This window comes from Niveibacterium terrae (genome assembly GCF_048213115.1).
In the GTDB taxonomy this organism is placed as follows: Bacteria; Pseudomonadota; Gammaproteobacteria; order Burkholderiales; family Rhodocyclaceae; genus Niveibacterium; species Niveibacterium terrae.
The window spans coordinates 1,350,526-1,366,399 of the sequence record NZ_CP172404.1 but is presented as its reverse complement, the minus strand read 5'-3'; the positions used below and the strand labels follow the sequence as shown (position 1 = coordinate 1,366,399).

Here is a 15,874-nt window from a genome sequence, read left to right as displayed (position 1 = left end):
TTCTCGGGGGAGATAGCTCAGCTGCCTGCATAACCCTTGGGATTGGCTTGCTGCCAGCGCCAGGTGTCGGCGCACATCGCGTCGAGGCCGCGCTCGGCCTGCCAACCCAGCAGCGCGCGCGCAGTGTCCGGCGCCGCATAGCAGGCCGCGACATCGCCGGCGCGACGCGGGGCAATCCTGTAGGCTATCGGGTGGCCGCAGGCGCGCTCGAAGGCATGAACCATGTCCAGAACGCTGTAACCGGTTCCGGTCCCGAGGTTGACCGCGAACAGGCCTTCGTGCGCAGCCAGACGCTCCAGCGCACGCAGATGCCCCAGTGCCAGATCGACGACGTGGATGTAGTCGCGCACGCCGGTACCGTCAGGCGTCGGGTAATCGTCACCGAACACGTTCAGGAATTCGCGACGACCGACCGCGACCTGGGCCACGAAAGGCAGAAGATTGTTCGGAATGCCTTGCGGATCCTCGCCAATCAGGCCGCTCTCGTGCGCGCCGACCGGGTTGAAATAGCGCAGGATCGCGATCCGCCAATCCGGCGCGCTGCGGTGGAAATCGCGCAGCATGTCCTCGATGACGAGCTTGGTCCGACCATAGGGGTTGGTCGCCGACAGCGGATGATCCTCGGTCAGCGGCAGGTGCTGAGGGTCGCCGTAGACGGTCGCCGACGAGCTGAAGACCAGAGACTTGACGCCCACCTCCGTCATCGCTTCGAGCAGGCGTACGGTGCCGACGACGTTGTTGTCGTAGTAGAAGAGCGGCTTTTCGACCGATTCGCCGACCGCCTTGAGACCGGCGAAGTGGATCACTGCCTCGGCGCCACTCGCCCGCAGCGCCGCGGTCAGCGCCGCGCCGTCGCGGATGTCGCCGCGGACGAGCCTCGCCGCGCGGCCTGCGAGCCGCGCGACCCGGGCCAGAGCCTCAGGGTGGCTGTTGCTGAAATTGTCATAGACGGTCACGTCGTGCCCCGCCTTGAGCAGTTCAAGGCAGGTGTGGGAGCCGAGATAGCCGGCTCCTCCGGTCACAAAAATATTCATCGGATCAACCTCTTGAGTCGCCCCAGCGGAGCTCGCTGCGGTCATCGCCGACATAGACCGTGTCGCCGTTGCGGTCGACGCAGTACTGCGGAGACAGCACCACTTCATTGAAATTCATGCCTTCAGCGATGCGCGTGTATTCGAACACGATGCTGCGGGTCACCCGGGCTCCCGCGCGGATGTGGCAGCCGTGACCGATCCAGGCCGGCCCGACGATCGTGGCCCCAGGCTCGATCCGCGCATTCGAGCCGATATAGACCGGACCGCTGATCTTGACCTGATCCCAGGCGATCGAAGTGTTCAAACCAACCCAGACGCCCGGGCGGATTTCGCGGCCAGGCATGTCCATCTCGGCGACTTCGCCCCTCAACACGCGCTGCAGCACCGACCAGTAGTCGGTGACCCGACCGATATCGATCCAGTTGAAGAAACGCTTCTGCGCATAGAAGGGCAGCTTCTTCTCGACCAGCAGCGGGAAGAGATCGGAGCCGATGTCGAAAGTCTTGTTCGACGGGATCAGATCCAGAACCTCAGGCTCGAAGATGTAGATGCCGGTCGAGGCGAGCGTCGACTTGGCCTCCGCGGGTTTGGGCTTCTCCTGGAAGGAGAGGACCTTCCCGTCCTTGTCGGGCACGACGATGCCGTAGTTCTGCACGTCGGCGCGCGGCACATCGAGCGCGATCAGGCTCGCCAGAGCGCCCTTGCTGCGGTGCTCGTGCAGTGCCATGCCGATATCGAGATCGATCAGCGCATCGCCGCACAGCACGATCGTCGTATCGTCGAAGAAGCCGCCGAAGTCCTGGATCTTCTTCATGCCGCCGGCCGAACCGACCGACTTCGGAACGATGTCACCGTATTCGCGCCCGCCCTCGAACGAGTAACCCAGCTCGACGCCGAAACGACGCCCATCGCCGAAGTAGTTCTCGATCTTGTAGTGGTTGAACGCGACGTTGATCATGATCTCGCGCACGCCGTAGCGGGCCAGATGTTCGATCAGGTATTCCATGACCGGTTTGCCGAGAATCGGAATCATCGGCTTCGGCATGTTCTTGGTCAGCGGGCGAACCCGTGTCCCCTGCCCTGCGGCGAGGATCATTCCCTTGGCCATACGCGCACCCTCTTTTCTTTTTATCGGAAGGACTCAGTCTGCGAAAACCTTCGCTTCGGCAAGCGCCTTTCCCTGGGCATCCTTGGCCGAGATCTTCGGTTCAATTCCGTCCAGGGGCCAGGCGATCGCCAGAGCCGGATCATTCCAGCAGATGCAGTGCTCGTTCTCGGGCGCGTAGTAGTCGGTGGTCTTGTAGAGGAAGTCCGCGGTTTCGGAAAGGACCAGGAAACCGTGACCGAAGCCGGCCGGGACCCAGAGCTGGCGGTGGTTCTCACCGGTCAGTTCGACACCGACCCATTTTCCGAAATTCGGAGAGGATGCACGCAGATCGACCGCAACGTCGAAAACCGCGCCCTGGGTCGCGCGCACGAGCTTGCCCTGCGGATTCGGGTTCTGGTAATGAACGCCGCGCAGCACGCCGCGCGTGGAGCGGGACTGATTGTCCTGGACGAACTCGACGTCGAGTCCGGTCGCTTCGCGGAAAGTCTTCGCATTGAAGCTCTCCATGAAGAAACCGCGCGCATCGCCAAAAACCTTGGGTTCGAGGATCAGCACTTCGGGCAGTGCCGTTTGAATCACTTTCATCAGAACACCTTATCTTCAAGAATTCGGTTCAAATACTTCCCATAGCCGCTCTTCGCGAGCGGCTGGGCCAGCGCCTTCAGTTGCGCATCGTCGATCCACTTCTGGCGCCAGACGATCTCTTCGGGACAGCTGATCTTCAGGCCCTGGCGCAGTTCCAGGGTCTGGATGAACTGGCTCGCATCGAGCAGCGAATCGTGGGTGCCGGTATCGAGCCAGGCATTGCCACGGCCCAGAACCTGGACATCGAGCTCGCCGCGCTCCAGATAGACCCGGTTCAGGTCGGTGATCTCCAGCTCGCCGCGCTTCGAGGGCTTCAGGGCTTTCGCGAACCCGACGACCTGCTGATCGTAGAAATAGAGCCCGGTCACCGCATAACGGCTCTTGGGCTGGACGGGCTTCTCTTCGAGGCTGATCGCATGCCCCGCATCGTTGAACTCGACAACCCCGTAGCGTTCCGGATCCGTGACCGGATACGCGAAAACCGTCGCTCCGCCTTGGCTTGCATCGGCATCGCTGAGCCGCCTCTGCAGGTCGTGACCATAAAAAATGTTGTCCCCGAGGACCAGCGCGGAGGGCGAATCGCCAACGAAGTCCTCGCCGATGATGAAGGCCTGGGCCAGGCCGTCCGGACTGGGCTGAACCGCATAGCTGAGCTCGATTCCCCACTGATGGCCGTCGCCGAGCAGCTGCTGGAAGCGCGGCGTGTCCTGCGGGGTCGAGATGATCAGGATCTCGCGGATGCCGGCCAGCAGCAGCGTCGAGAGCGGATAGTAGATCATCGGTTTGTCATAGACCGGGATCAGCTGCTTGCTGATCGCGAGCGTCGCCGGGTGCAGCCGGGTGCCGGAACCTCCGGCGAGGATGATGCCTTTGCGCTGAGCCATTGCTGCTCCTTCTCTTTGCGGCTCGTAGCCGCTTGTTTTGATCTCGCGGCCGATTGCCGCCCCCTCCTACCGACTCACTTGCCCAACACCTCGGTCAGCATCCGCTCGACGCCGCACTGCCAGTCCGGCAGGCGAAGGCCGAAGGCCTGCTGCAGCTTCGCCGTCGACAGCCGGGAATTGTGCGGCCGCTTCGCCGGAGTCGGGAAATTCGCGGTCGGAACCGGCGCGATCTCGGTGACCGCCAGCACTTCGCCGGCGCGGCGCGCAAAGTCGATCACGAAGCTCGCATAGCCGTGCCAGTGCGTCTCGCCGCCGGCCACCAGGTGATAGAGACCACCCAGCTCGGGCCGGCTCAGGACCACGCGGATCGCATGGGCGGTCACGTCGGCGAGCAAGTCCGCGCCGGTCGGCGCACCAATCTGATCGTCGATGACGGTCAGGCGTACGCGCTCGCGCGCGAGCTTGAGCATCGTCTTTGCGAAATTGCCGCCGCGCGCCGCATAGACCCAGCTCGTCCGGAAGATCAGGTGCTTCGCTCCACTCGCGGCGATCAGCTGCTCGCCTTCGAGCTTGGTCGCGCCATAGACGCTGAGCGGACCGGTCGGGTCGCTCTCGCTGCGGGGGGCTTCGCCCGAACCGTCGAACACATAGTCGGTCGAGTAATGGATCAGCCAGGCGCCCAGCGCCGCGGCCTCGCGCGCCAGCACGGCAGGAGCGAGCGCATTGATCGTCCGCGCGAGCTCAGGCTCGCTCTCGGCGCGATCGACGGCCGTGTGGGCCGCGGCATTGACGATCACGTCCGGGCGCACGGTGCGAACCGTCGCGGCGAGGCCTTCGAGGTTCGTGAAATCGCCGCACAGATCCGTGCTATCGAAATCGACCGCGACCACTTCACCGAGCGGCGCGAGCGCGCGTTGCAGCTCCCAGCCGACTTGCCCACCCTTGCCCAACAACAGAATACGCATGAATTTTCCTGTTCAATCAGTCGTCGCCGCGGATCGCTCCGCCGGCATTTCAGCGGCCAGGCTGCCCCCCCTTCGGATCCGCCAGGCGAGGCAGGCGGATCGGCCCAGACGGATACCCGGCCATTCAATCCTTATGCAGGTCATCGACGCAAAGGCCACCAGAAGCATCGCCAGACCGAGTACCGTGCTGCAATAAGTGAGCAGCGAAACCTGTTGCCAGATCGGCGCCATCCGCGGATGGCGGAAGACGAGCCACAACAGCAGGCCATGGAGCAGATAAACGCTGTAGCTGATCTCGCCTAGCCACACCGCGGCACGCAAACGCAGAAGTCCGAACAATTCGTTGCCCGACGCGACAACGACAAAAAAGACACTGAGCCCCAACAGCGGCACAGTCGCAAACGGAGAATCGAAGAAGGCGATTTCGCCTCCCAGCGCCAGCAGCGCAAACACCGCGGCCACCGGCCCGCGGGCCAAGGCACGCAAGGCCGGCCGCCTCACCCACCAGGCCGCGATGATGCCGCCCACGAAGCAGAGCAGACGGCTCCAATCGGCGAAAGTCGCCGGGTTGCCCGCCCACAGCAGCAGAGCCAGCACTCCGCCCCCGAAGACCGCGGCGCCCAAGGCGCGCCAGGCTCCGGTCAGCAACGCGAGCACGGGCAGAGCGAGATAGAACATCCACTCATAGCGCAGCGACCAGACCACGCCCGCCAGCATCTGGGTACTTGCGGCGACGGCGTTCAGCTCCGGAGCTTGGATCAGCGTGAAAAGCATCCAGTGCCCGAGCTGTCCGGCCAGAACGAGAAGCGGAAGCTGAAGCCGCCCGCCGCTCAGTTCAAAACACAGAACCAGCATGGCCAGCAGCGCGAACACATAGAGCGGCAGCAGACGTGCCAGACGCGCCAGATAGAGCTCGGTCCAGGCGAGCCGGTTGCCTTTGTCGAGCACCCGTCCCCAGAAGAGAAAAGCTGTGACCATGAAGAACAGCGCCACCGAGCTGCTCCCGGCATGGGCGAGCCACCTCGACGGCGGGAGCACCCACTTCCCGTTGAGCAGGAAAAACCAGGTGATCGCCGCGTGATGACAGAAGACCGCAATGGCCAGGAAGCCCCTCAGGCCATCGAGGCTGAGCTGACGCCCCGGCAGCAGAGCCGTCTGGGCGCCCCGGGCAGCGGGCACCCAGCGCAGCACACCCTCCGCCGCGATCAGCGCGAGCGCAAAGACGCCCACCGCCATCATCAGCAGGAAGGGAACATCACTCATCCCTCAGATCGCCTTGCGGTCTTCGTAGTTCTTCGCAACCCAGTCACGGTAGGCGCCGCTCAGCACGTTCTGGACCCAGGCCTGGTTGTCCAGATACCACTGGACCGTCTTGCGGATGCCGGTTTCAAAGGTTTCGGCCGGACGCCAGCCGAGTTCGCGCTCGATCTTGCTCGCGTCGATCGCATAGCGGCGATCGTGACCCGGGCGGTCGGTCACATAGGTGATCAGCCGCGCGTATTTGCCCTCGGCGCTGGGTTTGAGTTCGTCGAGCAGCGAACAGATCGTCTGGACGATCTCGAGGTTGGGTTTCTCGTTCCAGCCGCCGACGTTGTAGACCTCGCCCGGCTTGCCCTTGGCGAGGATGGTCCGGATCGCGCTGCAGTGGTCGGTCACATAGAGCCAGTCGCGGATCTGCTGACCGTCACCGTAGATCGGCAAGGGCTTTCCGGCCAGCGCGTTCGCGATCACGAGCGGGATCAGCTTCTCGGGGAAGTGGTAAGGCCCGTAGTTGTTCGAACAGTTGCTGGTCGTGACCGGCAAACCGTAAGTGTGGAACCAGGCGCGGACCAGGTGATCGGACGAAGCCTTGCTCGCCGAGTAAGGGCTGTTCGGCTCGTAGGTGTTGGTCTCGGTGAACGGCGCATCGTTGGGCCCCAGCGAGCCATAGACCTCGTCGGTCGAGACGTGGTGGAAGCGGAAAGAGGCCTTCGCCTCGCCTTCCAGCGAAGACCAATAGCCGCGCGCCGCTTCGAGCAGAGTGAACGTGCCTTCGACGTTGGTGCGGATGAATTCGCCCGGCCCGTGGATCGAACGGTCGACGTGCGATTCGGCCGCGAAATGGACGATCGCGCGCGGCTGGTGCGTCGCGAGCAGTTGGTCGACCAACTCCCGGTCGCAGATGTCGCCCTGCACGAAAGTGTGGCGCACATCGCCGGCGAGGGATTTCAAGGTCTCGAGGTTGCCCGCATAGGTCAGCTTGTCGAGGGTGACGACCGGCTCGCCCGTCGCCTCTATCCAGTCCAGAACGAAGTTACCGCCGATGAAGCCGGCGCCGCCGGTCACGAGAATGGTCATTGAAGATTCCTGCTGATAACGGGGAAATGCCCCGGCCACGTTCACACCAAAGAGGCGTTCATGCCCCGGGCGTCATTTTCGAGGATCGCTGCGCTGAATACAACGCAGCAATCCACACTTACCGATCCGGCCTGTCAGGCCAGCTTCGCTTTGAGCCGCTCCAGACTCTCGCGCACCAGCTCCTTCGCGCGCTCGGCGCTCGCCGCCTCCGCGTAACAGCGCAGCTCGGGCGCATTGCCCGAAGGGCGGAAATGGACGATCTCATCTCCGGCCAGCGAGATGCGCAGCCCGTCGGTCTGGTCCTGACTCAGCGCCTGTCCGGCCAAGCCATCGAGCAGGCGGTCTATCGCGTCCCGGGATGCTGCGAACTCGGCGATGATCTTGCGGCTCGCCTCGGTCGGAAAGGACTGCAGCCGGTCGCTCGCGGTGAAGCGTGCCGGCAAGTCCCTGGCCAGTTCCGAGACCTTGATGCGCTGCTCGCGCGCCGCGCAGAGCAGGCACAGCATCGGCAGGATCGCATCGCGGGTGACCAGAGGCGCGAGGGTCCGGCCATTGCGGACCACTTTCGAGCCGACCAGGAAACCGCCGTTCGGCTCAAAGCCGACCACCGGCGCGACGCCCTCCGCGATCAGGCCTTCTATCCCCTCGATCACATAGGGCGAGCCGATCTTCGTCAGGGCGAGCCGGGAGAATGCGCCGCACTTCTCGACCGCGCTGTTCGAACTGACCGTTGTCACGACCCCCTGCGCGGCGAGGTAGCGCGCACACAGGATGCCGACGATGTCGCCGCGGAACCAGTCGCCCTTCTCGTCGCCGAGCAAAGGCCGGTCGCCATCGCCATCGGTCGACAGGATCGCATCGAAGTGATGCTCGGCCGCCCAGGCGTGCGCGCGCTCGATATCGACGTCGGCCACCGCTTCGGTGTCGATCGGCACGAACTCTTCGGTGCGCCCCAGCGAGATCACTTCGGCGCCCAGCCCTTTCAGGATCGCGTGAATCGCCTCGCGCGACACGCTCGAATGCTCATAGAAACCGAGCTTCATGCCAGAGAGCGCACCGGGGCCAAAGAAATCGACATAGCGTGCAACGTAAGCGTCGAAAGCTTTTGCATTCGCGGCCGGCAGCTCGACCGTCTGGCCCTCGGCCGGCACTTCGACGACTTCGGCGCTGATCACCGCCTCGTCCGTCTTCGTGATCTCGCCTTCGATGCGGTAGAACTTGATCCCGTTGCGATCGAAGGGGATGTGGCTACCGGTCACCATGATGCCGGGCAGGCCCGATTCCTGTGCATAGAAGGCCAGCGCCGGAGTCGGAATCGCACCGCAGAAATCGAAGCTGAGCCCGGCACGCTCGATCGCCGCACCGCAAGCCGCCGAGATCGCCGGACTGCTGGGCCGGTAATCCATCGCCAGCGCGATCGCAGTGTCTTTGGCCTTGACCGCGTCGAGGAATGCCGCCGTGTACGCGAAACACACTTCGCTGTTCATGTCCGCGACGAGTCCGCGCGCACCGCTCGTGCCAAAGCGAACGCCGCTGGTGGCCATCAGATCCTGAATTGAAACCTTGCCGTTTCCACTCATCTTCATTCATCCACGAATTGCCATGCCTAGGGCATCAATGGGTCAAGTATCTCACAGCCGCGCATCGGCTCTGCCCCGCTCCGTACCGTGGCCGGGGCCGGGGAGCCAGGAAGCGAGCAGACTTTCGTATTGCTCCAGCACATCCGGCCAGGTGAATGCCGCAGCAAAGCGCTCGCGGCTAGCCGTCTTCAAGGCCACCAGTTTCGCCTGATCGCCGAGCAGGGTTTCAATTGCTGAAGAAAAACCCTCGGCGCCCGCGAAATAGACCGCCGATTCGCCGGCCACCCAGCGGTTGAAGCGGTTGTCGTGCGCAATTACCGCATTACCCGCGCCAAGCGCCTCGACCAGAGACGGGTTCGTGCCACCGACCTGATGGCCGTGGACGTAGGCAAGGCTGTGAAAGCGCAAAGCCTGGACCACCGCCTTGGCGTAGATCGCGCCGACAAATACGACTTCGTCGCTCGCCGCCGCCTTGACCGCGCAATGGAACGCGTTGTCCTCCGAGTATTTTCCGAGCACGACCAACTTCACTCCGCGCTTGCGCTTCGAGAAGCCCTGCACCGCTTCCAGCACCGAATTTTCGGGTTCGGGCCGCGCGATCAGAGTCAGATATCTGCCCGGTTCCAGATCCAGAGCCCGAACCGGAGCCTCGTCAGCCGCCTCGATCCGCTCGGCGCCGTACGGAATCGTCGTGATCTTGCCGGCCCGCACCCGTGTCGCCAGATGCTTCTTGATCTCGGGGTGATCGGCAACGAGGTGATTCCCGAGCCAGCACCCGGCCCGCTCGTTGAGCCAGAACCAGGTCTTCGGAACAGGGCCCCATTTCGCCCGCGACCATTCGATCCCGTCCATGTTGATCAGGTTCGGGATGCCCTTGATGCGCAGCAGTGCGCAGAAAGCCGCGGTGTTGTAGCCGAGGGTCAGGCACAGATCTCGACTCTTCGCCGCGTGACAGGTCGCCTTCCAGTCGAAGAAGATCGTGCCGACCGGCCCTTCCTTCGCGACCGGGATATGGACACGACGCACGCCCAGCCAGTCGTCCTCCCAGATCGGGCCTGAACCGTCCTCCTGGCAATAGACCGTCACTTGCCAACCTTGCTCAAGAAGGTACAGCGACAGGTACTCGGCGAAAGTCTCGAAACCGCCGTGCGCGGCCGGAACGCCGCGGATACCCAGAATGCGCAGGCTTTTGCTCATTTCCCGGCTCCGCTGCCGAAGACCTTGCGCACTTTTTCCAGATAGGAGAAGCCATCCTTCTTGGTTGGTTCGATGTAAGAGCCTTCGCCGAATTCGTTCCAGCAGCAGATGACCCCCATCTTTCGGGTTTTTCCCGGATAGCCATCCATCACTTTTTTTGCCGCCAACAGATGGCTCTCGAATTGGTCCGGACTCGACATCGAATCGTCATGCTTTGACGCAACACCGTTCTTCCAGGGGCGGCTGTCCCACCCGGAGGACATCGGGACGATGTAGGGCAGTGAAGCCTTCTGGAGAATCCACTTCCAGTTCTGCTGATAGGCAGCATCGAACTGGGCGTAACCCTCCGCATTCGGTTTGGCCGACTCGGCGGTTCCACTGTAGCCGCGATGGTAATTGTAGGCGGACAAGGCCTTGAATCCTGCCGAAGGACCTACGCCATTGACCCAGTATTCAAGCGCAGGAGTCCCCCCGACCAGGTAAATACCGGGGAATCCCGCAGCCCGGGTCATCGCATCGGCCACATCGACGAGTTCCCGGGGACTGACCCCTATCGTCTTTGCCGCATCGGCGAAAGCATCCATCGCAAAGACGAAAACCACCGGGCGGCCGTCTATCTTCAGGAAATCCGGATCAGAAAAGTGGTTCGCGATCCAGTCGTCCACCATCGCCTTGTACTCGGGCATCTTTCCGGGAAAACGGAAATGATTGGCCCAGAGCAGCGAGTAAGACATCTGGCCTTTTATCTTGACCGCCTTGAAGGTCTTTACTGACTGATCGAGATAGGAAGCCTTGCCGTTCCAATACCAGTCGAACGCAACAAATCCTATTCCGTAGCTTCTCATCCATTCGATCTGCTTGCGCAGGACTCTTCCATCACTGTCCGAGTACCAGCCGAGAAGCGGTTCGCGCTCCGGATATTTCTTGATCGGCTCCCAGGGCAGGGGGAAATTGAGTCCCTTGGCGTGATCGGTCCACCCGGGGAAGTAATAGGTACCGATCAGGTACTGCCCCCCCAGCGCGGCTCCGGATGATGCCAGCCCTCCCAATACCAGTCCCCCGACAATGGCCCGGCGCAAACGCGAGAACAGAACACTAGCAGAACCTGCGGTAGACATTTTCAATCCCTTCGACATAGCTTGTCGCTGAAAACTTTTCCTTCTGACGCTCGCGCCCGGCCTCGCCCAGAGTGCGTCTGAGCCTGGCATCCCGTGCCAGTCGGGCAATCGCGCGGGCGAGGTCCTCGGCGCTGCCGGGAGTCACGAGCAATCCGCTCGCCCCCTCCTCAATGATGTCGAGCAGACCGCCATGTCCAGCAGCAACGACCGGAAGCCCCGCCGCCATCGCTTCGATCGCCACCATACCGAAGGGCTCGGGCTCGATCGAAGGAACAACAGCGATATCCGAGCCGAACCAGACCGGCCAGACATCCTCGATGAACGGACGAAACACGACGACATTGCCCACCCCGAGTTCTTGCGCACGCTGGCGCAGCTGCTCGGGAAGATCTTCGAGTCCGGGAGCCGCGCTGCCGACAATCACATAGCGCAAACGGGAGGCCAGATCGGTCCGCAACAGGATCCCGGCTGCCTCGATCAGAACCGACTGCCCCTTCCAGCGGTTTATCCGGCCCGCGAGCGTCACGATCAGCGTGTCCGCGTCCGCACCAACCGTCTCCCGGAAGACCTCGCTGCGCCCTCGCTCCGGCTCGGCAAGAGAGGGCAAACCATTGAAAACGACACGGGAACGCTTCTTCAGACGGGGTTGCTCCCCGAGAAGCCAGGCTTCGGTCTGCGTCGAATTGGAAATGACAAAATCGGAAAGCAGGCGAATCAGGAACGGGAAAAGACGCCTCACCAGGGAGGGGGAGCGGATGATCTCGTGGACATGCCAGACGTGTGGAACCCTTCTCAAGCGCGCCCAAAGCGCACCGGCGAGGACCGCGATCGTATTCGAATGCACAACCGAAATGGCGCGGCCGGCGACGAGCGCATCAAGCTGCCTCAATCCTCTGCGCGCCTTGCCGAGCAGCCCCAGCACACCGCGCGGCGAGAAAGCGGCCCGGCTCAGCTTGGCCACTTCGGCGACATGAACCTCGACCCCGATTCTCCGCAATTCGATCAGCAGAGGGCCGGACTCGGGCAAGACCACAATGGGATGAAACTCCTCCCTGGCGTTCAACCCTTCCGCCAGCTGGATGAGCACCCTGTCGGACCCGTAGAGTTCGGCGGACTGGTGAACGATCAGGATGTTCTTCGCTGCGCGATCGTCAATCATGCCTCACCCCGATTGAGGGCGGCCAGCTTCCGAACCTCGGGCAAGCGGTCGTCCACCTGTTTGCGCAAAACATCGCATCTGTTCAGACATCCCACAATGAACGCATGCAAGCGAACAGATTCCATCGCATCCTCCGGAGAAATGAATACATCATTCCCCAGATTGAAATGCCGGAACAAACCCTCGAATTTGCCCTGATACTGAATTCCACACACCGGAGTTGAAACGGACAACGCGCCAATCGCCAGATGCATGCGCGCACTGAGGACAAGATCGAGGCTACGACACGCGGACTTGATCTCCTGGCCGGAGAAAGGGTCGGACAGCAACAGCGCATGCCCATCTGCGTCTTGCTCCAGGCTTCTCCATACCATTTCCATGACCCGCAGGTCGGCGCAGCCAGGACGAAAATCGTGAGGAATGAGAACGACACTGACCTTCTCCCCGAGCAATCGCTTGCAGCACTTCGCCACACTGTCGGCGATCCCCTCCTCCGTGCCACAAGGCAAATGGGCCACCACCTGGGGATTGACATTCACACCGAGAAGCTTCCGGTCTTCGCGACGCTGGGATTCGGCCCACAGAGCTACCCGCCTGGCCACATCAGCACCTCCCGCTTCCTCGGCCAGGAAGGCGAGATCGGCAACCAAAACGCCAGAGCGGCCGACGATCCTTTCAAACCGTTCGAGGGAAACAGGATCCCTCAAGCAGATACGCACATCCGGAGGAAGGCAACGAAATTCACGAATCACATCGGAATGCGGTCTTTCGTTGAAGCTGAACCCCATGATGGAACAACTGACTCCCGCACGGGAAAAGGCATTGGCCAGCATGATGCGTTGGCGGCTCACCCCAGGAGAGTAATAGCCGTCCATCACATCGGCGCCGATGACGAAAAGCGATTGGCATGCAGCGGCTTCACGCCCCAGCTTCCAGCCAGCCAAAATCCCTGACCAGGCGTGCAGACAACGAAACTTCAGAAACCTGTGTTCTGAACTGCATCGCTCGTCAACCACCACTACGGCGCAGTCCCACTGGATCATGGATTTCAGGCCAAGCATCAGAACCTGATCTCCCAGAGATCCGGACAATTCCATCGTATCCCCAGGAACTATCAGGATCTTTGTTCTCGCTATCTTCCTGGCAAGACACTTTCCGCAGAATACCGAAAAGCGGATCAGGCCAAAGAACCAGCAAAGGCGCATGCGTTCGCGCAGATCAAGCATCCGGACTGCGCAAACATGGACGGGTCTGAGCAGCCGGGAAACCCGCTCGCCCACTGCGGCATGGCGGAGGGACTGGGCCAGAACGCCAGCGTTCAGCATCATCACGCCGAGCAGGAACACCAGCGTACTCAGCGCTGAGCAAAACAGCCCGAACCACGGAGCATCGGGGCCGCTTTTTCTCAGGAGCAGGAACAGGACGGCCGACAGGCCAGCCACCAGCATTACCTTGAGCGGAATACGGAGCAAGGTCTTCAACGACATCTGGGTAACTTTGAAAATGAAAAACGAAGAGACCGGAGCCACAAGCACGGCACCGGCAAGATAGCCCCAGGCAGCCCCCGGCGCCCCCAGACCGGAGTGCAGAGCAAGAGCAGCAACCCCGACAGCAACCGATGTACGCACTGCGGCAATGATCACCGCCGGGATGGATGCCCGCAGCGCAAGCAAGGTGGTTCCGAACACATACAGAAACGAGCGCAGGAGAAACGCCGCACACAGCACGGAAAGAGGATAGGCGGCCCCCTGCCAGCGGGTTCCGTACACCGCCGACAGCAGATCCGGACCCGCACAGGCCAAACCAAACAAGGCCGCAGCCGGAAATGTCGCGATGACCAGCTGCCCGAATCGGAGAGTTTCTTCCGCCTCTCCGCGCCCATTGCGCGCGACACCGGAAAATATCACGTCGAGAATCGGAGACGAAAAAACCTGAAAAGCCGTCTGGGCAATCTTGTTTGCGAAGGCAAAAAGCCCAAGCGCCTGAACCCCTGCCACGGCCCCCACCAGCATTTCGACACCGCGGGTTTCAGAGAAATCGAGCAGTTTGTTGCTGAGGTTTGCCGCGGACTGACGCAGCACCTTCGCTCCCTCCTGAAGAGAGGGAAGGCGAGCCCCGGGCCGCCATGAACAGTTTTTCCATAGCACGCCGGCACTGATCGCATAGTAAAAAACAGCCTGAACAACGAGCCCCAAAGCACCAAAACCCAGCACAACCAGAGCGATCCCGATGACCGATGACAAGCCGCTGGCCAGGAATGTGCGCTGGGCAAGGCATTTGAAGCGCAGGTCCCGTTTCAGCAGCCCGGTCGGCACCGCCGCAACGGCGATCAGCAAAGGACACAATGCCGAAACCTTCAGCAGAGGCGTCAGCGAATCCGCTTTGAAACAGAGCGCCAGGAATTCCGAGCCCAGGAAAAGTCCCGACGAAATCGCCACGCCCGCCAACAGCGCCGAAAAGAAGGCCGCATTCATCTGCGGCTCATTGAGTTTCTCGATCTGAACCACCGCCTGCGACAAGGACTGCTCGCAAACCATCTCCGTGAACATCAGCAGAGCGGCGACCAGGGAGAACAAGCCGAACTCATGAGGGCCGATGAACAGGCCGATGATCAGAAAGCTGGCTGTGGTGATGCCTCTGGCCACCCAGGCCTGAATGTAGGACCAGAGAACACCGGAAGCGAATCGGCTGTGTTCAGACATGCGCCCCACTTGCATCAGGCCCCAGCCCTTTCAGCAAATCACCGCACTTCTGCCGCCACGCTGAACGGGAAAACTCGCTTTGCGCGAGGAGCAGAGCCCCGCTCTCCAGCTTCTTTCTCGCCTCAGGAGAGCGAAGCAGGGCCGCGAGGCGTTGAATCATCTCTCCAGGAACGTCCGAAATCGCGGCATGAACCCCATCCTCAAGCTCCATTCCCTCCGCGCCGACGCTGGTAGTGACAACCGCCTTTCCATAGCTCAGCGCCTCCGCAACCTTGATCTTGACCCCGCCCCCGGACAGAAGCGGCGCGACGACGACCGTGCACTGCGCATAGAAATCCGCAAGCGAATCGACAAATCCGATGAAGCGGACATTCGCCGGAGCTGCGCGGACCAGCGCTTCAGGGGGATTCCTTCCCGCAATCAGGAACTCGAGTCCGGGAATCTCCCGGCTGAGCCCGGGAGCGATGCATTCGAGCAGAAAGCTCAGCCCCTCGACATTGGGCATATGGCCGAAGGAAGCCAGGAAGCCCACAACCGGCCGTTCGGCTCTCGCGGCGCTCTTCTCAACGTCCTGAACCAGTGGCAAACCGACCGTCACGGTTTTGAGTCCCGGGATGAATGCCGTCAGACCGAATCGGTCCTGATCGCTGAGCGTCCAGCACTGGCTGGCCTGTGGGTAATATCGACTCTCGTAATCAATCCAGTTCAACCATTGCCGCCTGGCGTACCACCGAGAGGCCCAGCCCCGAGCGGCGCGATAGCGGCGATACCACGAGACGGAGAAGGCATCCTGGACATCCTGAATGACGGGAAAACCGTGCATCTTCGGCAGGAACTGCGCCATCTGCGGGAACTGACAGATCACGAGATCGGGCTGGAGCTGCTGAAGCTGCCTTTCCAGAGCCGATGAGAAACGAGGAGAACCAAAATAGTAGGCCTGCTCCGGCCCGAACCCGAGAGAACTCAGCAATTTGGCCCTGAGCACCAGGAGCTTTCCGACCCGCAGAGGGACGGTCAGGACCCGGGAGGCGACCGACCTCATCTCCTGCTCGGCAGCACAATCGCTGTCGCTGCCCGAGCTGAAACACAGCACCGTCACTTGATGGTCTTTCGCGAGTTCGGACAGGGCATTGAAGCAAATTGTTGCGCCCCCCTGACCCGAGGTCTTTCCGTAGGGGAACGGAGAGATAAGAAGCAGTCTCATG

The 15,874-nt window shown here is 61.9% G+C and carries 13 protein-coding genes; all 13 read right to left on the bottom strand.

The genetic code is table 11. The features are described 5' to 3' along the window. Positions 1–17: 17 nt before the first annotated feature. The 13 genes from galE to ACHFB9_RS06085 all read right to left on the bottom strand — a co-directional run bounded on the left by galE (position 18) and on the right by ACHFB9_RS06085 (position 15,873). The gene (gene galE, locus ACHFB9_RS06145) at positions 18–1,034 is read right to left on the bottom strand and encodes a UDP-glucose 4-epimerase GalE (RefSeq protein WP_417070273.1); all 1,017 of its coding nucleotides are present in this window, start codon (positions 1,032–1,034) and stop codon (positions 18–20) included. 4 nt (positions 1,035–1,038) lie between these two features. Further along, positions 1,039–2,142: a sugar phosphate nucleotidyltransferase gene (locus tag ACHFB9_RS06140; RefSeq protein ID WP_417070271.1), complete on the bottom strand. Its 1,104-nt coding sequence runs from the start codon at positions 2,140–2,142 to the stop codon at positions 1,039–1,041. A 33-nt stretch (positions 2,143–2,175) separates the two neighbouring features. Beyond that, positions 2,176–2,727 carry a dTDP-4-dehydrorhamnose 3,5-epimerase gene (gene rfbC / locus ACHFB9_RS06135; RefSeq protein WP_417070269.1) on the bottom strand — a complete coding sequence of 184 codons (552 nt, stop codon included), beginning with the start codon at positions 2,725–2,727 and terminating at the stop codon, positions 2,176–2,178. Then, the gene (gene rfbA / locus ACHFB9_RS06130; RefSeq protein ID WP_417070267.1) at positions 2,727–3,611 is read right to left on the bottom strand and encodes a glucose-1-phosphate thymidylyltransferase RfbA; all 885 of its coding nucleotides are present in this window, start codon (positions 3,609–3,611) and stop codon (positions 2,727–2,729) included. Before rfbA ends, rfbC begins: the two co-directional genes overlap by 1 nt. Positions 3,612–3,685: 74 nt before the next feature. Then, positions 3,686–4,576: a dTDP-4-dehydrorhamnose reductase gene (gene rfbD, locus ACHFB9_RS06125; protein ID WP_417070265.1), complete on the bottom strand. Its 891-nt coding sequence runs from the start codon at positions 4,574–4,576 to the stop codon at positions 3,686–3,688. Between the two features lie 12 nt (positions 4,577–4,588). After that, on the bottom strand, positions 4,589–5,839 hold the full coding sequence (locus ACHFB9_RS06120; RefSeq protein WP_417070263.1) for an acyltransferase family protein: 1,251 nt from the start codon (positions 5,837–5,839) through the stop codon (positions 4,589–4,591). Positions 5,840–5,842: 3 nt separating this feature from the next. After that, the gene (gene rfbB / locus ACHFB9_RS06115; RefSeq protein WP_417070261.1) at positions 5,843–6,913 is read right to left on the bottom strand and encodes a dTDP-glucose 4,6-dehydratase; all 1,071 of its coding nucleotides are present in this window, start codon (positions 6,911–6,913) and stop codon (positions 5,843–5,845) included. A gap of 134 nt (positions 6,914–7,047) precedes the next feature. Continuing rightward, positions 7,048–8,493 carry a phosphomannomutase gene (locus ACHFB9_RS06110; RefSeq protein WP_417070259.1) on the bottom strand — a complete coding sequence of 482 codons (1,446 nt, stop codon included), beginning with the start codon at positions 8,491–8,493 and terminating at the stop codon, positions 7,048–7,050. Between the two features lie 51 nt (positions 8,494–8,544). After that, on the bottom strand, positions 8,545–9,690 hold the full coding sequence (locus ACHFB9_RS06105) for a DUF1972 domain-containing protein (protein WP_417070257.1): 1,146 nt from the start codon (positions 9,688–9,690) through the stop codon (positions 8,545–8,547). Next, positions 9,687–10,808 carry a glycoside hydrolase family 99-like domain-containing protein gene (locus tag ACHFB9_RS06100; RefSeq protein WP_417070255.1) on the bottom strand — a complete coding sequence of 374 codons (1,122 nt, stop codon included), beginning with the start codon at positions 10,806–10,808 and terminating at the stop codon, positions 9,687–9,689. The genes ACHFB9_RS06105 and ACHFB9_RS06100 overlap by 4 nt, the downstream gene beginning before the upstream one ends. Further along, positions 10,786–11,967: a glycosyltransferase family 4 protein gene (locus tag ACHFB9_RS06095; protein ID WP_417070253.1), complete on the bottom strand. Its 1,182-nt coding sequence runs from the start codon at positions 11,965–11,967 to the stop codon at positions 10,786–10,788. The genes ACHFB9_RS06100 and ACHFB9_RS06095 overlap by 23 nt, the downstream gene beginning before the upstream one ends. Further along, on the bottom strand, positions 11,964–14,669 hold the full coding sequence (locus ACHFB9_RS06090) for an oligosaccharide flippase family protein (protein ID WP_417070251.1): 2,706 nt from the start codon (positions 14,667–14,669) through the stop codon (positions 11,964–11,966). Before ACHFB9_RS06090 ends, ACHFB9_RS06095 begins: the two co-directional genes overlap by 4 nt. Further along, positions 14,662–15,873, bottom strand: coding sequence for a glycosyltransferase (locus ACHFB9_RS06085; RefSeq protein ID WP_417070249.1), 1,212 nt, complete (start codon positions 15,871–15,873; stop codon positions 14,662–14,664). The genes ACHFB9_RS06090 and ACHFB9_RS06085 overlap by 8 nt, the downstream gene beginning before the upstream one ends. Between the last annotated feature and the right edge of the window lies 1 nt (position 15,874).

What these genes read in the sequence shown, in the direction of transcription:
- galE (WP_417070273.1), bottom strand. Translation starts at nt 1,034, where the DNA reads ATGAATATTTTTGTGACCGGAGGAGCCGGCTATCTCGGCTCCCACACC.
- ACHFB9_RS06085 (WP_417070249.1), bottom strand. Translation starts at nt 15,873, where the DNA reads ATGAGACTGCTTCTTATCTCTCCGTTCCCCTACGGAAAGACCTCGGGT.
- ACHFB9_RS06090 (WP_417070251.1), bottom strand. Translation starts at nt 14,669, where the DNA reads ATGTCTGAACACAGCCGATTCGCTTCCGGTGTTCTCTGGTCCTACATT.
- ACHFB9_RS06110 (WP_417070259.1), bottom strand. Translation starts at nt 8,493, where the DNA reads ATGAGTGGAAACGGCAAGGTTTCAATTCAGGATCTGATGGCCACCAGC.
- ACHFB9_RS06105 (WP_417070257.1), bottom strand. Translation starts at nt 9,690, where the DNA reads ATGAGCAAAAGCCTGCGCATTCTGGGTATCCGCGGCGTTCCGGCCGCG.
- rfbD (WP_417070265.1), bottom strand. Translation starts at nt 4,576, where the DNA reads ATGCGTATTCTGTTGTTGGGCAAGGGTGGGCAAGTCGGCTGGGAGCTG.
- ACHFB9_RS06140 (WP_417070271.1), bottom strand. Translation starts at nt 2,142, where the DNA reads ATGGCCAAGGGAATGATCCTCGCCGCAGGGCAGGGGACACGGGTTCGC.
- rfbC (WP_417070269.1), bottom strand. Translation starts at nt 2,727, where the DNA reads ATGAAAGTGATTCAAACGGCACTGCCCGAAGTGCTGATCCTCGAACCC.
- ACHFB9_RS06100 (WP_417070255.1), bottom strand. Translation starts at nt 10,808, where the DNA reads ATGTCTACCGCAGGTTCTGCTAGTGTTCTGTTCTCGCGTTTGCGCCGG.
- ACHFB9_RS06095 (WP_417070253.1), bottom strand. Translation starts at nt 11,967, where the DNA reads ATGATTGACGATCGCGCAGCGAAGAACATCCTGATCGTTCACCAGTCC.
- rfbA (WP_417070267.1), bottom strand. Translation starts at nt 3,611, where the DNA reads ATGGCTCAGCGCAAAGGCATCATCCTCGCCGGAGGTTCCGGCACCCGG.
- ACHFB9_RS06120 (WP_417070263.1), bottom strand. Translation starts at nt 5,839, where the DNA reads ATGAGTGATGTTCCCTTCCTGCTGATGATGGCGGTGGGCGTCTTTGCG.
- rfbB (WP_417070261.1), bottom strand. Translation starts at nt 6,913, where the DNA reads ATGACCATTCTCGTGACCGGCGGCGCCGGCTTCATCGGCGGTAACTTC.